Origin of the sequence: Pseudooceanicola endophyticus, assembly GCF_018760365.1 — a bacterium.
GTDB classification, from domain to species: Bacteria; Pseudomonadota; Alphaproteobacteria; order Rhodobacterales; family Rhodobacteraceae; genus Pseudooceanicola; species Pseudooceanicola endophyticus.
Genome location: NZ_JAHIAB010000003.1, coordinates 150,985 through 167,650, shown reverse-complemented (window position 1 = coordinate 167,650; position 16,666 = coordinate 150,985). Strand labels below are relative to the sequence as shown.

Annotated in this window: 13 protein-coding genes; 5 read left to right on the top strand and 8 right to left on the bottom strand. The window is 67.6% G+C overall.

Annotated elements, in window-relative coordinates; translation table 11 throughout:
* Positions 1 to 8: 8 nt before the first annotated feature.
* The 5 genes from nrdI to KM176_RS07095 all read left to right on the top strand — a co-directional run bounded on the left by nrdI (position 9) and on the right by KM176_RS07095 (position 5,953).
* Positions 9 to 431, top strand: a complete 423-nt coding sequence (nrdI, locus tag KM176_RS07115; protein ID WP_160892832.1) for a class Ib ribonucleoside-diphosphate reductase assembly flavoprotein NrdI — start codon at positions 9 to 11, stop codon at positions 429 to 431.
* Positions 407 to 2,539: a class 1b ribonucleoside-diphosphate reductase subunit alpha gene (gene nrdE, locus KM176_RS07110; protein ID WP_160892830.1), complete on the top strand. Its 2,133-nt coding sequence runs from the start codon at positions 407 to 409 to the stop codon at positions 2,537 to 2,539. The genes nrdI and nrdE overlap by 25 nt, the downstream gene beginning before the upstream one ends.
* A gap of 181 nt (positions 2,540 to 2,720) precedes the next feature.
* A complete protein-coding gene (gene nrdF, locus KM176_RS07105) occupies positions 2,721 to 3,695 on the top strand; it encodes a class 1b ribonucleoside-diphosphate reductase subunit beta (RefSeq protein WP_160892828.1) in 975 nt (324 codons plus the stop codon).
* 865 nt (positions 3,696 to 4,560) lie between these two features.
* Positions 4,561 to 5,175, top strand: a complete 615-nt coding sequence (locus KM176_RS07100) for a HupE/UreJ family protein (protein WP_160892826.1) — start codon at positions 4,561 to 4,563, stop codon at positions 5,173 to 5,175.
* Entirely contained in the window at positions 5,165 to 5,953 is a 789-nt protein-coding gene (locus KM176_RS07095; protein ID WP_160892824.1) for a hypothetical protein, read from the top strand. Before KM176_RS07100 ends, KM176_RS07095 begins: the two co-directional genes overlap by 11 nt.
* A gap of 3 nt (positions 5,954 to 5,956) precedes the next feature.
* Here the strand turns inward: KM176_RS07095 and KM176_RS07090 are convergent, their stop codons facing one another.
* The 8 genes from KM176_RS07090 to KM176_RS07055 form a co-directional block, all read right to left on the bottom strand.
* On the bottom strand, positions 5,957 to 7,150 hold the full coding sequence (locus tag KM176_RS07090; protein ID WP_160892822.1) for an MFS transporter: 1,194 nt from the start codon (positions 7,148 to 7,150) through the stop codon (positions 5,957 to 5,959).
* A gap of 72 nt (positions 7,151 to 7,222) precedes the next feature.
* Positions 7,223 to 7,762, bottom strand: coding sequence for a VOC family protein (locus tag KM176_RS07085; RefSeq protein WP_160892821.1), 540 nt, complete (start codon positions 7,760 to 7,762; stop codon positions 7,223 to 7,225).
* A gap of 220 nt (positions 7,763 to 7,982) precedes the next feature.
* Positions 7,983 to 9,101 carry an alpha/beta fold hydrolase gene (locus KM176_RS07080; protein WP_160892819.1) on the bottom strand — a complete coding sequence of 373 codons (1,119 nt, stop codon included), beginning with the start codon at positions 9,099 to 9,101 and terminating at the stop codon, positions 7,983 to 7,985.
* A 322-nt stretch (positions 9,102 to 9,423) separates the two neighbouring features.
* Positions 9,424 to 11,508 carry a TRAP transporter permease gene (locus tag KM176_RS07075; protein ID WP_160892817.1) on the bottom strand — a complete coding sequence of 695 codons (2,085 nt, stop codon included), beginning with the start codon at positions 11,506 to 11,508 and terminating at the stop codon, positions 9,424 to 9,426.
* 132 nt (positions 11,509 to 11,640) lie between these two features.
* Positions 11,641 to 12,648 (bottom strand): TAXI family TRAP transporter solute-binding subunit, encoded by a 1,008-nt coding sequence (locus tag KM176_RS07070; protein ID WP_160892815.1) that lies wholly within the window; start codon positions 12,646 to 12,648, stop codon positions 11,641 to 11,643.
* A 165-nt stretch (positions 12,649 to 12,813) separates the two neighbouring features.
* Complete coding sequence (locus KM176_RS07065) at positions 12,814 to 15,012, bottom strand: xanthine dehydrogenase family protein molybdopterin-binding subunit (protein WP_236045210.1); 2,199 nt, start codon at positions 15,010 to 15,012, stop codon at positions 12,814 to 12,816.
* Entirely contained in the window at positions 15,009 to 15,962 is a 954-nt protein-coding gene (locus KM176_RS07060; protein ID WP_160892813.1) for an FAD binding domain-containing protein, read from the bottom strand. The genes KM176_RS07065 and KM176_RS07060 overlap by 4 nt, the downstream gene beginning before the upstream one ends.
* Complete coding sequence (locus KM176_RS07055) at positions 15,959 to 16,570, bottom strand: 2Fe-2S iron-sulfur cluster-binding protein (protein ID WP_202397752.1); 612 nt, start codon at positions 16,568 to 16,570, stop codon at positions 15,959 to 15,961. Before KM176_RS07055 ends, KM176_RS07060 begins: the two co-directional genes overlap by 4 nt.
* Between the last annotated feature and the right edge of the window lie 96 nt (positions 16,571 to 16,666).

The following is a 16,666-nucleotide window of genomic DNA, read 5'->3' as shown; positions in this document are numbered from 1 at the left end:
GCGTCCCGATGGCGGGCCTCGTCTATTTCTCCTCGGCCAGCGGCAACACCGCCCGGTTCGTCGCCCGGCTGGGCGGCGCGGCGCTGCGCATCCCCGTCTCGCCGAAAGAGGAGATGCCCGACATCACCGCGCCCTACGTGCTGATCTGCCCGACCTTCGCCGATGGCGAGGGGCGCGGTGCGGTGCCCAAGCAGGTCATCCGCTTTCTGAACGATCCCGCCCGCCGCGCCCTGATCCGGGGCGTCATCGGCGGCGGCAACCGCAACTTCGGCGCCACCTACGGGCTGGCCGCCGATGTCATCGCCCGCAAATGCGCCGTGCCGATGCTCACCAAGTTCGAGCTCGCCGGCACCGACACCGACCTTGCCCGTATCCGCGACGGGCTGACCGCCTTCTGGGGGACCCCATGCTCGACCGCAACGACAGCCTGACCGAGGGGCTCGACTACCACGCGCTGAACGCGATGCTGAACCTCTATGATGCGGACGGCAACATCCGCTTCGAGGCCGATCGCCTGGCCGCGCGCCAGTACTTCCTGACCCACGTCAACCAGAACACGGTGTTCTTCCATTCGCTGGACGAAAAGCTCGAATATCTGGTCGAGCAGGGCTATTACGAGGCCGAGGTCCTGGCGGCCTACCCGACCGCCTTCCTGCACGAGATCTGGGCCGCCGCCTTCGCGAAGAAGTTCCGCTTCCCGACCTTCCTGGGCGCCTTCAAGTACTACACCAGCTACACGCTGAAGACCCGCGACGGCAAACGCTACCTGGAACGCTACGAGGACCGGGTGGTGATGTGCGCGCTGGCGCTCGCACGCGGCGATCAGGCGCTGGCAATGTCCTTCATGGAAGAGATCCTCTCGGGCCGCTTCCAGCCCGCCACCCCCACCTTCCTGAACGCCGGCAAGAAAAGCCGAGGAGAGCTGATCTCCTGCTTCCTGCTGCGCCTCGAGGACAACATGGAAAGCATCGGCCGCGGCATCAACTCCGCGCTGCAGCTTTCCAAGCGCGGCGGCGGCGTGGCCCTGATGCTGACCAACATCCGAGAGCACGGCGCCCCGATCAAGGGGATCGAGAACCAGTCCTCCGGCGTGATCCCGATCATGAAGCTGCTGGAAGACAGCTTCAGCTACGCCAACCAGCTGGGCGCGCGCCAGGGCGCCGGTGCGGTCTACCTGAATGCCCACCACCCCGACATCCTGCGCTTCCTCGACACCAAGCGCGAGAACGCGGACGAGAAGATCCGCATCAAGACGCTCTCGCTCGGCGTGGTGATCCCCGACATCACCTTCGAGCTCGCCAAGCGCAACGAAGAGATGTACCTCTTCTCGCCCCATGACGTGGAAAAGGTCTACGGCGTGCCCTTCTCGGAAATCTCGGTGAGCGAGAAATACGCCGAGATGGTCGATGACAAGCGCATCGCCAAAAAGAAGATCAACGCCCGCGCCTTCTTCCAGACCCTGGCCGAGATCCAGTTCGAGAGCGGCTATCCCTACATCATGTTCGAAGACACGGTGAACCGGATGAACCCGATCGCGGGCCGCATCACCATGTCGAACCTGTGCTCCGAGATCCTTCAGGTCAACGAGGCCTCGACCTTCAAGGACGATCTCTCCTACGACCACCTCGGCACCGACATCAGCTGCAACCTCGGCTCGCTCAACATCGCCAAGGCGATGGACGGGCCGGACCTTGGCGCCACGGTCGAGGCGGCGATCCGCGCCCTGACGGCCGTGTCGGAAATGTCGGCCATCGACAGCGTGCCCTCGGTGCGCCGCGGCAATGACGAAAGCCACGCCATCGGCCTCGGCCAGATGAACCTGCACGGCTACCTCGCGCGCGAGCATGTCCATTACGGCAGCCCCGAGGGGATCGAGTTCACCTCGGTCTACTTTGCCGCCGTCGCCTATCACGCGATCCGCGCCTCCTGCGCACTGGCGCGGGAAAAGGGCGAAAGCTTCCGCGGTTTCGAAACCTCGACCTATGCCTCGGGCACGTTCTTCGACAAGTACACGAGCCGTGACTGGCTGCCCGAAAGTGCCCGCGTCCAGGCGCTCTTTGCCGATGTCACCCTGCCGACCCGCGCCGACTGGGAGGCACTGCGCACGGAAGTCATGACCCATGGCCTCTACAACCGCAACCTCCAGGCGGTGCCGCCGACCGGCTCGATCAGCTACATCAACAATGCGACCTCCTCGATCCACCCGATCGTCTCGAAGATCGAGATCCGCAAGGAAGGCAAGATCGGCCGGGTCTACTACCCTGCGCCCTTCATGACCAACGAGAACCTGGCCTACTACCGCGACGCCTACGAGATTGGCCCGGACGCGCTGATCGACACCTACGCTGCGGCAACGGAACACGTCGACCAGGGCCTGTCGCTGACCCTCTTCTTCCCGGCCGAGGCCACCACGCGCGACATCAACCGCGCCCAGATCCAGGCCTGGAAGAAGGGCATCAAGACGATCTACTACGTCCGCCTGCGCCAGACCGCACTTGAGGGCACCGAGGTCGAGGGCTGCGTGTCCTGCACCCTGTAACCGGGCTTCGTGGGGCTCTGCCCCACACCCCGGGATATTTTTGGCCAGATGATAAAGAGCCCCGGCTCCCCTGTCATCTGGCCGGAAATATCCCGGGGGAGTCTCCGCAGGAGACGGGGGCAGAGCCCCCTCCCACGCCGGGGCCGGGCGCAACCGGGGCCAGAGAGACAAGGAACACCACATGAAGGACGAGCTGGCGCGGACTGCAGTGCCGCGGGCAATCAACTGGAACCGGCTGCAGGACGAGAAGGACCTTGAGGTCTGGAACCGTCTGACGGTGAACTTCTGGCTGCCCGAAAAGGTGCCGCTGTCGAACGACGTCCAAAGCTGGGCGAGCCTGCGGCCCGAGGAGCAGCAGCTGACGATCCGGGTCTTTACCGGGCTGACGCTGCTCGACACGATTCAGAATGCCCTGGGCGCACCGGCGCTGATGGCGGATGCGGTCACGCCGCACGAAGAGGCCGTGCTCAGCAACATCGCCTTCATGGAGGCCGTGCACGCGCGCAGCTATTCTTCGATCTTCTCCACGCTGTGCTCCACCCGCGAGGTGGACGAGGCCTTCCGCTGGTCCGAGGAGAACCCGCATCTCCAGGCCAAGGCACGCGCCGTTCTGAACACCTATGCCCCCGGCGCCGACCCGCTGAAGCGCAAGATCGCCTCGGTCTTCCTGGAAAGCTTCCTGTTCTACTCGGGCTTCTACCTGCCGATGTACTGGTCGAGCCGTGCCAAGCTGACCAACACCGCCGACCTGATCCGGCTGATCATTCGCGACGAGGCGGTGCATGGCTACTACATCGGCTACAAGTTCCAGCGCGGCCTGGAACGCGAAACCTCCGAGCGGCGCGCCGAGCTGAAGGACTACGCCTTCGGCCTGCTCTTCGAACTCTACGACATCGAGGCGAAATACACCGAAGAGCTCTATGACGGGCTGGGTCTGAGCGAGGAGGTCAAGAGCTTCCTGCATTACAACGCCAACAAGGCGCTGCAGAACCTGGGCTTCGAGGCACTGTTCCCGGCCGAGGCCTGCGCGGTCAACCCCGCGATCCTGGCCGCCCTCTCGCCCGACAGCGAGAACCACGACTTCTTCTCGGGTTCGGGCTCCAGCTACGTGATCGGGCGGGCCGTGGCGACCGAGGACGAAGACTGGGATTTCTGAACCGCGATGCTCCGGCTTCCGGCCGGAGCATGCCCAACCCAGGGCCGCTCGGGGATGTTCTCCATTTGATCCCACCGATCAGATCCGGAACTTTTGGTGAACACTTGATGCTCCTATAATGTTCCAAAGGTCACCCTCCCCTCCGCCACCACCGAAATGCTGCCGGCGTCGGAAAGGGGATCTGTCCCCAGCGCGTCCCTGCGACGGCCCCCGGATCGCCGAAGCACTTGGTTCCGGCATACGGGCCCCTTGCCAAGGGCCGCAAAGTCGGACGCTGAGGCGAACATGCGCGGGCCTCGGGAAACGGGACCCGGTGCCGGACCGGGCCCGATCAGGCCCAGCGCTGCGCCGCAGCCGGGACAGGCCCGCCGATGCCCCCGACACGGAGCCAAAAGCGCGGGATCTTGACCTGCACCGCGCAGGAACCGACCCCTTTCCGAAATTTGCAATTCGCAGGTCGACAAGTCCCCAGGCTTTGCAAAGACAGGCAATGCCATTTTCTGCCTGATCCAAAGCGCAGAACCACAAGAGAGTGCGCCTTGGCGCGGCAGGCGTGCAGGAGGCGCAATCTGGGACGGTCAGGCAGGGCGGACAGCCTATCCCGGCAGGACAGGCCCATGCGTGCGAGAGAGATATTGGGATTTCGGTCCATGACCCAGCGCACCCCCCGGAGAATAAGACAGGGGTCACGCCCGGAGCGCCTTGCCCGCCTTCTGCCAAAGTAAGCACGCAGACCGGGGCGGCGCGTCACGGATGCGTCTCTCAGCGGAAGGTGACACCCCGTGAGGGGCTGCGGGACAACGGGGACTTGCCCTTCCCGACCGAAGACGGCTTTCTGCGTTCACGTTCCAGAAAAGGCCTGCCCATGTCGCTTTCCCTGCCCCGATCCCTGCCGCCTTCGCTTCGGTCGCTGCCGCCTCTTGCTCTGTTTCTGATGCTGGCGGGGGCGCAAAGTGCCTCGGCGCATATCGTGCCCACCGGCAGCGGCGGGCTGAGTGCCGGGTTCGAGCATCCCTTTACCGGCTACGATCATTTCCTGGCGATGTTCTCGGTCGGGCTGTGGGGGGCGCAGATGGGTGGGCGCCGGGTCTGGACCCTTCCCGTGACCTTCCCGATGGTCATGGTGATTGGCGGCATCGTCGGCATTGCCGGTCTTCAGGTGCCCGGGATCGAGACCGGCATCGCCCTGTCGATCCTTGTGCTGGGCGCGGCGATTGCGCTGGCCTGGAAACCACAGGAGTGGGCCTCTCTTGCGATCATCGGCTTTTTCGCGCTGTGTCACGGCTATGCCCATGGGGCCGAGCTGCCGCTGGCGGCAAACCCCGCCGATTACGCCGTGGGCTTTGTTGTCGCCACAGGGCTGATCCATGTCATCGGTGTCGGGGTCGGTCTGCTGCTGGGGCCGCTGTGGCAGGGTCGGATCTGCCGTCTGCTGGGCGGGGTTATTGCGCTGTGCGGGATCGGCTACCTTGTGGCCTGAAGGCCTGGGCCCGCGCCTTGGGGCGGCGATTGCGTGCCTCCTGACGGGCGCGGCCCTTCTGACGCTCTGCGGGTTTCTGGCCCCGGCGCCGGTGGCACAATGGCTGATGCAAAGCGGGTTGCACCCCGCCTTCCTGGTTCCGGGCCTGGGGCTGGGCCTTGCCCTGAGCCAGATGTCCCGACGCAGCACCGGCACGGTCTTTCTGGGCTGGGCGGCGGGGATCGGGCTGGGGATCTTTTTCTCGGGCGGGCTGTTTGCGCTGATCGGCCAGATCCCCGGGGCGACGTCCCACCATTTCCTGCTGTTCCCGGCCTCGGTTCTTGCCATCGGCGGGGCGCTGCTGGCGGGCTGGCGGGCCCTGCCAGTGCTGGGGCCGCCGCTGGCGCTGCTGGCGGGGACGGCCTGCGGCGCCTCCATCGTGCTGTACGACCCCAGCGCGGCCTCGGGCGATGTGACGATCCGGCTGCTGGGCGCCGGACTTGGCCTCTGGCTGCCGCTGACGGCCGCGCTCTTGCTGGGGTGCCTGCCGCTCAGGGTCGGGCGGATCGGCGGGCGCATTGCCGGCAGCTGGCTGGTGGCCATCGGGCTGCTCTATGGCGGGCTGGCCGCGATCAACCCGCCGGGAGTGCCCTATGCGCCGGTGCTGGCGCCGCCCCCGGGGGCCATGGGAGGGCCCGGCTCCCCTCCGGTGATCGCCGGACCCGGAGGCGATGCCTTCCCCGGTTTCGGATCCAGCACCACCCTGCCCGGCCAGCCCGCAGGCGGCTTCCAGCCCTAAGGGCTAGTCGCGCCCGCGGATCCGCCAGAGCGCCAGCAGGCTGAGCAGCGCCGAGAGCAGAGCGAAGGCGATGCTGACGGGTTTCAGCGCCCACAGAAGGCCCGCAAGCCCCACCAGCACAACCGGCACGCTGATCGCCAGGTAGCTGATGGTGAAGTAAAGCGCGATGGTACTGCCGCGACGCGCCTCCGGGGCGGCAGAGCCGACGGCGCCCAGACCGCTTCGGAACGCAAGGCCATGGCCCAGCCCGGCGATCAGCGTCCCCGGCAGCAGCCCCCAGAGCGTTTCCGCCCAAAGCCCTGCGGCGATCACCAGCACCCCGAGCGTCAGCACCACACAGCCCAGCTTCAGATGGCTGCGCCCGGGCAGCGTATCGGCCAGGATCTGACCGGCGGTGGAGGCCAGGAACAGGAAGCCCGCGACGAAGCCCACAAGGAAATGGCTGTGATAGCCCATGGGATCGGCCAGGAAGCTGGGCACCACGGCGGAATAGAAGCCCGTCACCATGAAGCCGGCAATCGCCACAAGGGCGGCGGGCAGGAAAACCCCCGCCACTTCGGAAGGAAGCGTGGGCCGCTGCGGCGCAAGGTCGGGATGATCGGCGCGCGCCACCGTCTCGGGCACCGTGAGGAAGGCCAGACCGGCCAGGATCACCAGGGCGATATGCACCAGATAGGGCGTCAGCATGGGATCGGGCAGGTATTGCACCACGGCCCCCGCCACCAGCGGCCCAAGGCCAAGCCCCCCCATGTTCACCCCCGTGGCGGTCAGGATGCCGGCGCGCTCCTGCCCCTCGGGGACCAGATCCATCACCGCCGCCGTCGCGGTGCTGGCAAACAGCCCCGCCGACAGACCTGAAAGCACCCGCGCCAGCAGGATCCCCCAAAGCCCTCCGGAAAGCGCAAAGCAGATCCCGCTGACCAGCGACAGCGCAAGCCCCGCGAACAGCAGCGGCTTGCGCCCGATCTGGTCGGACCAGGTGCCGGTCAGCAGCAGCGCGCCGATGACGCCCGCCGCATAGACGGCATAGATCACGGTGATCATGAACTGGGAAAGATGGAACTGCTGCTCGTACAGCGCATAGATCGGCGTCGGCAGCGTCGTCCCCATCATCGCGACCAGGAAGGCGAAGGCGGCGGCGGCGAAGGGCCACCAGCCGCTGCGCGCCTGATCGGGGGAATGGTCAAGGGTGGTCATCTGATCTCCTTTCGGAAGCGGCGGTCGGGATCCGGGCGGGGCCGGATCACCGCCCCCGCCCGAAGGAAGGGTTCAGCGGGAGGGATACCAGCGGGTTTGCGTGGCCTCGGGATCGTACTGCATGGCCGAGGGCATATGCGCGAATTCCAGCAGCAGCCCCCAGGGCGTGCGGCAGAAGCGCGAGGCATTGCCCTTGCCTTCCTCGGGCCCCATGCCCGCCACCGGGCCGTCCAGCAGGGTCGCGCCCGCCGCCTCAAGCCGCTCTGCGGCGGCCTCCATGTCCGAGCAGTAGACCGAGAAATGCTGCGGCCCCATGTCCTCGAAGCGGGGCTGGTCCTCGCGGCCCGGATGGGAGATCTCGAACAGCTCCACCTGGGCGCTGTTGCCCAGCCGCAGCATGGTCACGGCGCGCATCGCGCTGCCCTCGGCCAGGCCGTTGATCGGGTGCATCTTCTCTCCGGGGATCGAGGGCCCCTCCGGGGTGGCGGCGCGAAACAGCACGGTGGCGCCAAAGGCCTCCTCGAAGAAGGTTTCCGCCTGCCTGATGTCCGGGACGACGACGCCGACATGTTCAAGCCCCAGGAACGGGTTCGCGGTTCTGTCCAATGCCATGGGAATCTCCTTTCTTCTGGGCGGGCATGGGCGGGACGGCCCCTTACGGGCGTCGCGGCGCCCTGCCGCGCCTCTGGAGACCCAACGCGCAACAGGCTGTGGCGTTTCTTAACGGATCAGCAAGGGTGCCCTTCCGAAACGCTGACGGTTCCTGAAAACGCAAGACGCCGCGCCCCCGGACAGGAGGCGCGGCGCCATGGTGTTTCCGAAGACGATAGACTCATCGGCCGCCGGTGGCGGCGATCCATTCGGCGATGCCCGGCCAGGTATCGGTCAGGGTGCGGCGCCCCATGAAGAGGCCGATATGGCCGCCCGGCACCAGCTTCTGCGTGATCTGCGCATCCGGGGTGCCCAGCAAGCCGCGCGCGGCAAAGACCTGTTCCTGCGTGGTGATGTCGTCGCTTTCGCCGGCCAGCAGGAAGGCGGGACAGGTGATCGCCCCCAGATCCAGCTTGCGGCCCAGCCCGATGAACTCTCCCTTCGCGAAGAGGTTCTTCTTGAACAGCAGCTCGATCGCCTGAAGGTAATAGCGCCCCGGCAGGTCAAGCGGGCGTTCGTACCAGCTTTCGAAGGTCTCGCTGCGCTCCAGGTAATCCTCGTCCTCGATATGGGTATAGAGGTCAATGAACTTGTTCAGGTACTGCTTGTCGGGGTGCATGTTCTTCCAGCCGGTCAGCATGAACTGCCCCAGCATCCGCCCCTTGCCCGCCTTCACCATGTCCTCGTAGACCGACAGCGGGATCTCATGCGCCATGTTGCGGATCGGGCCGTCCCCGGCATCGGTGTCGATCGGAGAGCCCGCCAGCACCAGCCCCGCGACCTTCTCGGGGAAGCGGGCGGCATACATGGCCGACATCCAGCCGCCCTGGCACAGCCCGACCAGGATCACCTTGCCGCCCAGGTCGTCGACCGCGACGTTGATCTCGGCCAGGTACTTGTCGATGTCGAAGTCGCGCATCTCGGGGGTGGCGGTCTTCCAGTCGGTGCACAGCACCCGGCCCAGACCGCAGCCCACCAGCGTTTCCACCAGGCTCTGCCCGACGTCGTAATCCGCGATGGTCGAGGAATGGCCCGCGAAGGGCGCATCCACGATCACCGGCAGGCCGGTGCCGCTGCCGCCGAAATCACGCAGCCGCATGGTGTCGAGATCCAGCACGATGTCGTTCTTCGTGGCCCATTTCGGCTCTGGCGGGCGGGTGATCGCCACCGCCTCTCCGATGTAGCGCAGGCTGTCTTCCAGCGCCTTGAACCCGGCATCCTCCATCTCCATCCAGGCGGCCATGGGCCAGAACCAGGGCACGGAATGCTCGATCTTCGGGGAAGTCGTCTTGTCGGTCATCTGTTGGCTTTCCTACGGCGCCGGACGCCGGAGGCCGGGCAAGGGGCCTGTGCCGGACGGGGCGGAAATGCCTGCGCAACCGGCCTTGGTCTCTGCCCCGGTCGGCCGCGGCCGGGCATAATAACTATGTACCTTGCAACACGCGTCACGGGGAAACCCGGGAACTTTCCGCGCTGCGGCATGGGGCTGTCAACCCTGCGTCAGGTCACATCCCCTTGCCCGGCGGACAATGGCACCCGCCCCACGACCAGAGGCTGAGCGAAACGAAAACCGGCGCCCGCAGGACGGGCGCCGGTCAGGGATTTCAGCGATCCGGATAGGCTTAAGCGGGGGCGGCGCGCTTGCCCAGCAGCTGGCGCAACGCCGTCGGCAGGATCAGCACGATGCCCACCACGGTCGCCGTCAGATCCGGAGCGACCAGCAGGATCGCCGCCAGCGCCAGAACGATGCGTTCAAACCAGGCGAGCGGCGCGAAAAGCCAGTTCGACACCGCCGCCGACAGCGCCCAGATGCCCAGAACCGCGCCCCCGAAGGCCAGGAAGAAGGCCGGCCAGGTGAAGCCGTCGGTCACCAGCAGCAGCGCCGGCTGGAAAACGAAGATGAACGGCACCAGCGCCTTGCCCATGCTGAGGCGGAAGGCGGTGTTGCCGGCCTTGAAGGCATTGGCCCCCGCGATCCCCGCACCCGCATAGGCCGCCATCGCCACGGGCGGCGTCACATCCGCCAGCACCCCGTAGTAGAAGACGAAGAAATGCGCGACCAGCGGCTGCACCTGCAGCAGGCCCAGCACCGGCGCGGCCACGGCGACCATGATGATGTAGTTCGCCGTCGTCGGGATGCCGCAGCCCATCAGGATGCAGACGATCGCCGTCAGCAGCAGCGTGAACAGCAGCGTCAGCGTCGAGACGCCCATCACCTCGAACGGCAGCACCGACAGCCAGCCCGACACTTCGGTTGCCCAGTTGGCGGCGACCCCGGTCACCATGTAGGCGATCTTGAAGCCGACGCCGGTCAGCGTCACGACACCGATCACCACGCCCACAAGGGCGGCGGCGGCGGTCACCGAAAGCGACTGGCGCGCGCCCAGGATGAAGCCTTCCCAGACCCCGTGCACGGTGCCCTTCAGGCCCTCGACCAGGCCACCGGCCATGATCTGCTGAATCGCCAGCACCACGATGCAGGCCGAGATCGAGTAGAAGGCGGCGGCGAAGGGCGTGCGGCCCGACAGCAGCACGGCGACCAGGATGACCAGCGGCAGAACCGACAGCCAGCCCTTCTTGAAGACCTTCCAGGCATTGGGCAGCTCGGACGCCGAAAGGCCGCGCAGGCCAAGGCGGCGGGCCTCAAGGTGCACCTGCACCAGCACCCCGAAGAAGTGCATGAAGGCCGGCACCAGTGCCGCGGTCAGGATGGTGGTCAGCGGCACGCCCAGATATTCGATCATCAGGAAGGCCACGGCGCCCATCACCGGCGGCGTGATCTGCCCCCCGGTGGAGGACGCGGCCTCGACCGCCGCCGCGAAGTGGCGCGGATAGCCGATGCGGATCATCGCCGGGATGGTCAGCGACCCGGTGGTCACCGTATTTGCGATGGACGAGCCCGAGATCGAGCCCAGCAGCGCCGAGGACACCACCGAGACCTTCGCCGGACCGCCCGCATAGCGCCCCGCCAGCGCCGAGGCGATATCGATGAACAGCTGCCCCAGCCCGATCCGCGTCGCCATGACGCCGAACAGCACGAAGTGGAACACGTAGGTCGCGATCACCCCCAGGGCCGTGCCGTAGACCCCCTGAGAGGTCAGGTAGAGGTGGTTGACGATATTGGCCCAGCTGGCGCCCGGATGCACCAGGATGCCGGGCATGCTTTTGCCGAAATAGGCATAGGCGATGAAGATCAGCGCGATCACCGGCAGCGGCCAGCCCATCGAACGGCGCACCGCCTCAAGCAGCACGACGATCAGGATGGTGCCCATGGCGATGTCGATGGGCAGCGGGTTGCCGACCCGGAACGCCAGATCCGCGTAGATCCAGGGCACGTAGAAGGCGGCGATCGCGCCCGCGATCATGAACACCCAGTCCCAGATCGGCAGGCCCAGCGGCGCCAGCACCGAGGGCTTGATCTCTTTCTTGCCGAAGGCCGAGAAGCTCAGGAACACCAGCGCCAGCGTCGTGCCCATGTGCAGCCCGCGGTGGGTGGTGGCCTGGGGAATGCCGAAGCCGGCGGTGTAGTAGTGATAGCACGACAGCGCGAACAGGATCAGCGAGGCGGCGATGGCCAGTGGCCGCGCCAGCACCCGGAAACGCAGCTCGGGGTCGAATTTCTCTTCCAGTGCCTGAAGTTCGTCGGCGCTGAGGCTGCGGATCTCCTCGCCCTCGGGCGGCGGCGTTTGGGGTTTGTCCTGGGTCATCGGGACTCCGGATGGATGAAACATGAAAAACGCCGGACCGGACCCGGTGGGACCCGTCCCGGCAAGCACATGAAAAAGAGACGGGGCCGCGACATGCACGGCCCCGTTCCGATCAGCCTCTGTCGGGCCGGATCACTCGGAAATCAGGCCGGCTTCCTTGTAGAACTTCTCGGCGCCCGGGTGCAGCGGGATGCCGATGCCGTCCAGCGCGGTCTCCAGCGTGATCGACTTGCCCTTGGCGTGGCCCGCGTCCAGCTGCTTGCGGGTGTTCTCGTTCCACAGCGCCTTGGTGATGCCGTAGATCAGATCCTCGGGCTGGTCGGCCGAGGTGATCCACTGCGCGCCCACAGACAGGGTCGGGGTGTCCGCCGCGACGCCCTCATAGGTGCCGCCCGGGATCATGTCGGCCGAGAAGAAGCCGTAGGTCTCGCAGATCGAGGGGGCCTCGTCGCAGGAGATCGGCACGATGGTCACGTCGTGCTGGCTGGCCAGCTCGGCGATGGCGCCCGCCGGGTAGCCGCCGACGAAGAAGAAGGCGTCCATGGCGCCGTCACGCATCCGGTCCGCCGCCTGATCGGGTTTCAGGAACTCGGCCTTCACGTCGTCCTGGCTCAGGCCGTAGCCCTCCAGGATGATGCGTGCATCAACCAGCGTGCCCGAGCCCGGCTCGTCCATCGAGACGCGCTTGCCCTTCAGGTCGGCGACGCTTTTCACGCCCGACTCTGCGCTGGCGACCAGGTGGATGGATTCAGGGTAGAGCGTGGCGATGGCGCGCAGCTTCTCGACCGCGGGCTTGCCGTCCCAGATGCCGGTGCCGGTATAGGCCCAAGTCGCGACGTCGGACTGCGAGAAGCCCGATTCCAGCGTACCGCCGGCAATCGCGTTGATGTTGGCAACCGAGCCGTTCGAGGACAGCGCCGAGGCCACCAGGCCCGGCACGCCGCAGGAACCGCCCTGGTCACAGGCGCGCGAGCCAGGCGGGCTCGAGATCGCGTTGGCGAGCAGACCGCCGATCGGGTAGTAGGTTCCCGAGGTGCCGCCGGTGCCGATCCGGAAGAACGACATCTCCTGCGCGCCGGCGCTGCCGGCGGTCAGGGCTGCGGCCAGGGCAATGCCGGCCCAGAGGGTCTGGTGTTTCATCGACTACTCTCCATCATCGATTTCGTGCCATTGATTAGGCACATGCTAACGACCGATCACGGAGCTTCACAAGGGCGTTAACGCAAAACCTTGCGTCGCGATGCAGATGACCCTGGGAGAGCCGGCCCGGCACGGAGCAAGCCCCGCGCCGAACCGGAGAGCGCCTCAGGCCGGCAGCTCGTCCAGGTAGTGTTCCAGCGTCAGCGGATAGTCCCGGACCCGGACGCCGGTGGCATTGTAGAGCGCATTGGCGATCGCCGCCGCCACGCCGCACAGACCCAGCTCTCCGACGCCCTTGGCCTTGAGCGGTGTCGCCGAGGCATCGGCGGTGTCGAGGAAGATCACCTCCTGCACGGGGATATCGGCATGGACCGGCACCTCGTAGCCGGCCAGGTCATGGGCCGGGAAGAAGCCGCGCCCGGTGTCGATGGCGGCCTCTTCCATCAGCGCGGCGCCCACGCCCATGACCATGCCGCCAATCACCTGGCTGCGCGCGGTCACCGGGTTCAGGATCCGGCCCGCATCGCAAACCGCCAGCATCCGGCGCAGGCGGATCTCTCCGGTCAGGGCATGCACGCCCAGCTCGACGAAATGCGCCCCGAAGGTGGCGACGATCTGGCGCTTGCGGAAATCGCCGAAGCGGATCGCGTCCTCGGCCACGATCTCTCCTTCGGCGGCCAAATCGGCCAGGCTGCGCGCCCCGTCGCTGCCCCGGACCGTACCGGCCTCGAAGACCAGCGTATCGGCATCGTTGACGCCCAGCCGGCGGGCGATCTCGGTGCGCAGCGCCAGGCCCGCCGCATAGACCCCGGCGGTGGCGCTGGCCGCGCCCCATTGCCCGCCCGAACCGGCAGAGGCCGGCAGGTCGCTGTCGCCCAGCCGCACCTCGACCGCCTCCAGCGGCAGGCCCAGCACCTCGGCTGCCGTCTGCGCCAGGATCGTGTAGCTGCCGGTGCCGATGTCTGTCATGCTGGTCTCGACCAGCAGCCGCCCCGAAGGCTGCAGCCGCAGCCGCGCCCCCGAGGTCATCGCCGGGCCGCCCCGGTAGGCCCCGGCCACGCCCCAGCCCAGCATCCAGTCGCCATCGCGGCGGCTGCCCGGGCGCAGCGGCCGGTCAGACCAGCCGAAGGCCTCCGCGCCGCGGGTCAGGCATTCGCTGAAATGCCGGTCCGAGAAGGGCTTGTCGGGATCCTCGGGGCTGACCTGGGTGTCGTTTCGGATCCGGAAGGCCACCGGGTCCATGCGCAGCTTCTCGGCCATCTCGTCCATGGCGATCTCCAGCGCCATCAGGCCCGGCGCCTCGCCGGGGGCGCGCATGGCATTGGACTCGGGCAGGTGCATCTCTCCCAGGTGATGGACGAAAAGCCGGTGCGCCCCGGCATAGAACCAGCGGCTCTGGTCCACCGCGTTCTCGCCCCGCCCGCCGGGCAGCGTGTTTGACAGCGCGGTATGGGCGATGGCGGTGATCCGGCCGTCGGCCTCGGCGCCGATGCGGATGCGCTGCAGCGTCGCGGCCCGGTGCGAGGTGTTGTTCATCACCGCCGGACGCGGCAGCGCCACCTTCACCGGACAGCCCAGCCGCCGCGCCGCCTGCGCCGCCAGGATCGCATCGGCCCGCAGCACCAGCTTGGTGCCGAAGCCGCCTCCCACGTAGGGGCTGATCACCCGCACCTGGTCCTCGGAGAGGCCGAAGGTGCTGGCCAGGCCCGTGCGCGCCCATTCCACCATCTGGTTGGAGGTCCAGACCGTCAGCCGCCCGTCCTGCCAATGCGCCAGCGTCGCATGGGGCTCCATCATGGCATGGGAATGCGCGGGCGTGCTGTAATCATGGTCCAGCCGCACCGGGGCGGCGGCAAAGGCAGCCTCGAAATCGCCGACGCGCGCCACCGGATCGCGGGCATCCTCGCGCCGCTCGGGCCAGAGCCCATGCAGATCGAAACCGCCCGTCTCCCCGGCATAGTCGACCTCCACCCGGGCGGCGGCGGCGCGGGCTTCCTCGAAGCTGTCGGCCACCACGACGGCGATGGCCTGGTGGTAATGCACCACCTCGTCGCCGCCAAACAGCGGCGCGACGTTGAAGGCGAAGGGCTTGGGCATCTTGCCGACCTCGGGGGCGGTGACGATGCCGATCACCCCGGGCATGGCCGCTGCGGCAGTGGTGCGCATGGCGGTGATCCGGCCCCGGGCGATGGTCGCCAGAACCGGATAGCCGACCTTCTGGCCCTCCAGCACGTCGTGCTGCTCATAGGCGTAGCGGGCCGCGCCGCTGACCTTCAGCGGGCCGTCGATGCGGGTGGCGGGCTGGCCAAGGATGCGCGACAGGTCGATCCGGCTGTCACCGGCGGGCTGGTCGAAATCCATCATGCGGCCTCCTTCAGCAGAGCGGCCAGGGTGCGGGTGGCCAGGGGGATCTTGAAGGCATTGCCGGACAGCGGGCGGGCGCCCTCCAGCAGGCGCTCCATCACCGCACCGGCCCCGCGCGGCAAGGCGGCATCGGCCTCGGGGCGGCGCCAGGGCTTCGGGGCAACCCCGCCCAGCGCCACGCGACCGGTGCCGTCGGGCTGCAGGATCAGCGCGACCGAGACCAGCGCGAAGGCATAGGAGGCGCGGTCGCGCACCTTGTGATACAGCTGCCGACCGCCCACCGGCGCCGGCAGGGTGACATGGGTGATCAGCTCTCCGGGGCGCAGCACGGTGTCGTGCTCGGGCATGGCGCCAGGCAGCCGGTGAAAGGATTCCAGGGGGATCTCGCGCCGGGCGCCGTCGGCGGAAAGCGTGCCGACCTCGGCATCGAGGGCCCGCAGCGCAACCGCCATGTCGGAGGGATGCGTGGCAAGGCAGGCCTGCGAAGTTCCGATGACCCCCAGCGGGCGGGTCACCGCGCCGGGCGTGGAAGCCGCGCAGCCGGACCCGGGCAGGCGCTTGTTGCAGGGCATGGCGGTGTCGTAGAAATAGGGGCAGCGCGTGCGTTGCAGCAGGTTGCCCCCGGTGGTGGCCTTGTTGCGCAGCTGGCCGCTGGCCCCGGCGGCGATGGCGCGGGTCAGCAGCGGGTAGTCGCGGCGCACCCGGTCATCTGCCGAAAGCGCGGTATTGCTGACCAGCGTTCCGATGCGCAGCCCGCCGGCGGGCGTTTCGGTGATCTGGTCCAGCCCCAGCCCGTTGACGTCGATCAGATGGGCCGGCGCCTCGATCCCCAGTTTCATCAGGTCCAGCAGGTTGGTTCCCCCGGCGATGAAGCGCGCGCCCGGCAATTCGGCGGCGCGGGCCACGGCCTGGGCGGCATCGCTGGCGCGGTGATAGCTGAAGGGTTTCATGCCTGCGCCTCCGCCACATCGCGGATCGCCGCGAGGATGTTGGCATAGGCGCCGCAGCGGCACAGGTTGCCCGACATGCGTTCGCGGATCTCGGCCTCGGTGATCTGCACCGGGGCGGTCAGATCGGCGGTGACATGGCTGGGGATATTCGCGCGGATCTCCTCCAGCACGGCACAGGCGGACTGGATCTGCCCGGGGGTGCAATAGCCGCACTGGAAGCCGTCGCGGGCCACGAAGGCCTGCTGCATGGGCGACAGCGCCTGCGCCGAGCCCAGTCCCTCGATGGTCTCGATCCGGTCGCCGTCATGCATCACCGCCAGGCTCAGGCAGGTGTTGATGCGGGTGCCGTTCACGGTGCAGGTGCAGGCGCCGCACTGGCCGTGGTCGCAGCCCTTCTTGCTGCCGGTCAGGTGCAGATGCTCGCGCAGCGCGTCCAGCAACGTGGTGCGATTGTCCAGCGTCAGCCGGTGCGGGGTGCCGTTCACCGTCAGCGTCACGCTGCTGCGGTAGGGATCTTCGGCCGGCGCGGCACCGCGCCCGGCATCAGGGGTGGCGAAGGCCGCCCGGCGGGCCAGAGGCCCGAAGGGAACCGGATGGGGGATGGCCATGGCGTCTCCTGTCAGTTCAGTCATTGCGCCGCGCCTCGTCGCGCGGCTGCTCCGGTCTGGACCTTAGGGCGCCACGGCGCGGGCACCAGCCCGGGC